At 53.8% G+C, this 3,085-nt stretch carries 2 protein-coding genes; one reads left to right on the top strand and one right to left on the bottom strand.

What is annotated here, in order from left to right; translation table 11 throughout:
• Window positions 1-2,112, bottom strand: a 2,112-nt coding sequence (locus ACEW8P_RS09495) for a glycogen debranching protein (RefSeq protein ID WP_373512847.1), incomplete at its 3' end; no start/stop codon positions are given.
• Between the two features lie 247 nt (window positions 2,113-2,359).
• On the opposite strand from ACEW8P_RS09495, the gene ACEW8P_RS09490 reads away from it, so the two are divergent.
• Window positions 2,360-3,085: TolC family protein (locus ACEW8P_RS09490; protein ID WP_373512846.1), on the top strand; the 726-nt coding region annotated here is incomplete at its 3' end.

Raw genomic sequence — 3,085 nt, 5'->3', positions numbered from 1 at the left:
CAGGGCGTAGAGGTTCCAGGCTTGGGTCATCATTCCGTAGTCGGGTGAGACTTCGTAAATAGAACCCGGCAGCGCATAGCCAAACGAACGGCTTATCCTTTTGAGGTAGTCGAGTGCCTGATCGGGACGGCCGTAGTTGTTCTCGGCTATGGCCTGCACGCCCGTGGGCAGCGTCATCACGGCTCCCGTGTAGCTGAATACCTTACGATCTTTGCCGAACGAGGCCGTGTCTTTTCCGGCGGACTCGTCGCGGTCGATGCCCGTCACAAACATCCCGTAGGGATTGACAAATTGGCGGCCGGTGCGCAGGGCGATGAGAGCCTTGGCGGTGTCGGCCACGCCCGTTTGCATGGGCGTGTTCACGACCCAGTTGTGGTGCATGACGAAACCCTGCTTACGATCCGGCGGGAAATTCTGGTAGCGTTTCTGGGCTTCGCGCAACTCGGCCACGGCCCAGGGCTTTTTCAGTGAATCGGCCCGAACGATGGCGTCTTTAAGCAGAGCCAGTGCCTGCGTCGGCGTTCCGATGAAGTCGGCGTATGAATCGTGCTCGTCCACCCAGAACTCATTATTGATCTTGGTTTTTAGGGTCTGGGCTAGGCTCCGGTAGTTTTGGCCTACGTCAGCCTCGCCCATTTCCACGGCCATGTCGGCGGCGACGGAAAAGGCCTGTTGGGTGTAGGCGGCCACGTCGATCATCTCACTGTTCAGGCCGTGGATTTCCATCATGCCAAAGCCGTCGGGTAGTAAGTTTTTGTCCTTATCATTATTCTCCAAAAGCCATTTTAGCCCTTGCTTGACGGTAGGATAGTAAGTCGCCAGGAACTTGCGGTCGCCCGTCCACAGATAAATCTGCCATATCATCGACACGAACTGCGGGGTTTCGTTGACATTGCCCGGATTGAAAACATAGCCGTTGGTTGATGCCTCGTGAATTATTCGTCCGTTACCGTTACGCTGCTCTGAAAGCTGGTGCAGTAGGTTGACCGTATTGCGGGCCAGATCAAAGCGCCCGGTTGCTACGGCCCCCTGCAGGGCGTACTCATTGTCCACGCCGAACCACCAGGGGTAGTCGGGCAGGCCGGCCGACAGACCGCGGCCCAGTTGCGGCACGTCGCGCACGAGCCAATCGGTATTGTACTTCACCCAACGGAAGGCAGTTTGCAGTTTCTTGTCAGGAATGGTTAGCTTGGTTTTAGCGGCGATGCCGGCGTAGCGCTCCATCTTAGCCTTCAGATTTTTGACAGCGTCTTGCCCGGCGCTGGCGTAGGTTTCTCGTACGGCGTCGAGCGATTTGTAAGAACCCGCGATAGTAATCGGTAGACTTACTACACCATGTGGTGGGATTTCGAGGGCATAGACCGAAGCTGCGCGGGTACCTTTTCCGATGGGTTCGTAGGCGCAGGCGGCACTGGGCTTGCCGTGAGAGGCGGATTCGGTAGTCGAACCGACCATCACGTACCAACTGTTAAGACTATCCTTGGCCACCCAGGCACTGCGCTCATCGTCCCAGATGGCAAAGTCCACGGCATTCTCCATCCCGGTGCTATCGCCCAGCCAGGTCGGGCGCAGGTCAGTGTAGGCCGTCCATTCGAAGTTTAACTTTTGGACTTCCGATCCGTCGTTGTACAGCAGGTACTCTACGGTCACTGCCTCTTGCCCATCGGGAACGAACTGGAAGCGCTCGACCCGGATGTCTTGGTCAGGTAGTGAGAAGATATGCTTGTTGGCAAATGGGTAGTTGATAAAAGTCTCCGCCTGATCCAGGCAGATAGATTTTTCGCCCAGGCGAAGAGAAGCCGTAAACCCATCCAGTAATTTGATCGGGTGATCCCACACGCCGCCCATTTCACCTTTGACATGCCAGCCCAGGTCGGGAAACTGCCCGTTCTGCGCGCCGATCATGTAGACTCGGTCGCCCGCCGTGACAAAAGGCGTGGTCAGGTACTCGGCGCGCCCGACCAGGCTATCGGTATTTGCCATCATCCCGTTGAGGGTAGTAGAAGGTACAGCGGCGTCTTCCTGCTTTACTTTTTTACAACCGAGGGTGACTAATAAAACAAAAATCAGGTACTTTGTAGCATGAAAGCAAGGGGCGATTCGTCGCGGCACGGGCGGGAAGAGTTGGGTTGATAAAAAAGCGTGTCCGAATATACGGATAATTTCAAATTTTACCACAGCGACTAATCCACCCAATGGCCTGCTTCACCAATCCTCACAACCGTCCGTCCTAAAACGAAGTGATTTTTTTTTATGAACTTGTAATATTGCCCTTTGTTGAATGGACAGCAGATAATAAACTGCACCAATGATTTAGAACAAATTACGGGCGGTTGAATATTCCATTATATAAAAAGCCATGTTGAGAAACTTACTGATTTGTTTACTGGTGGCCGGACTGAGCGTGGCTCGGGCGCAGGTTACCACCCAGAATTCGGCACCCGCTACCAGTCCGGATAAAATGAAACTGACGCTGGAAGAATGCGTGCAGATCGCACTACAGAATAATCCGCAGATCAAGCAGGCAGGTCTGCAAGTGGCAGCCAACGAAAACAACCTCATTCAATCGAAATGGCAGCGGTGGCCTACTCTAGGCTTTAACGCCTCGCAGGGTTTCAGCTTCGGTCGTAATATCGACCCCTTCACCAACCAGTTTGTGCAGCAGAATATCAGCTTCAATAACTACGGCCTGAATACCAATGTAACGCTGTTCAACGGATTCCAACTCCAGAATAATATCAAGCAGAATGACCTCACGTTGCAAGCCAGCGAGAAAGATTTGGCCGCCACGCGCAACGACATCATGCTGAACGTGGCCCTGGCCTATTTGAATATTCTCAGCAACCGTGAGTTAATCGAAGTATCCCGCCAGCAAGGTACCGCCACCCAACTACAATTAGACCGTACTCAACGCCTGGTAGATGCCGGCAGTCTGGCCGAAAGCCAGCTTTTCGATCTACGGGCGCAGCTTGCCAACGACGAACTGTCGCTGGTAAATGCCGAGAACAACCTGGAGTCGGCCAAACTGCAGTTAAAGCAACTCATGAACCTGCCGGGCAGCGAAACAATCGATGTACAGACCCTC

This window comes from Persicitalea sp., assembly GCF_041751555.1.
Lineage (GTDB): Bacteria > Bacteroidota > Bacteroidia > Cytophagales > Spirosomataceae > Persicitalea.
Note: the sequence above shows the minus strand (reverse complement) of the source record. Positions and strands in the feature narration are given on the sequence as shown.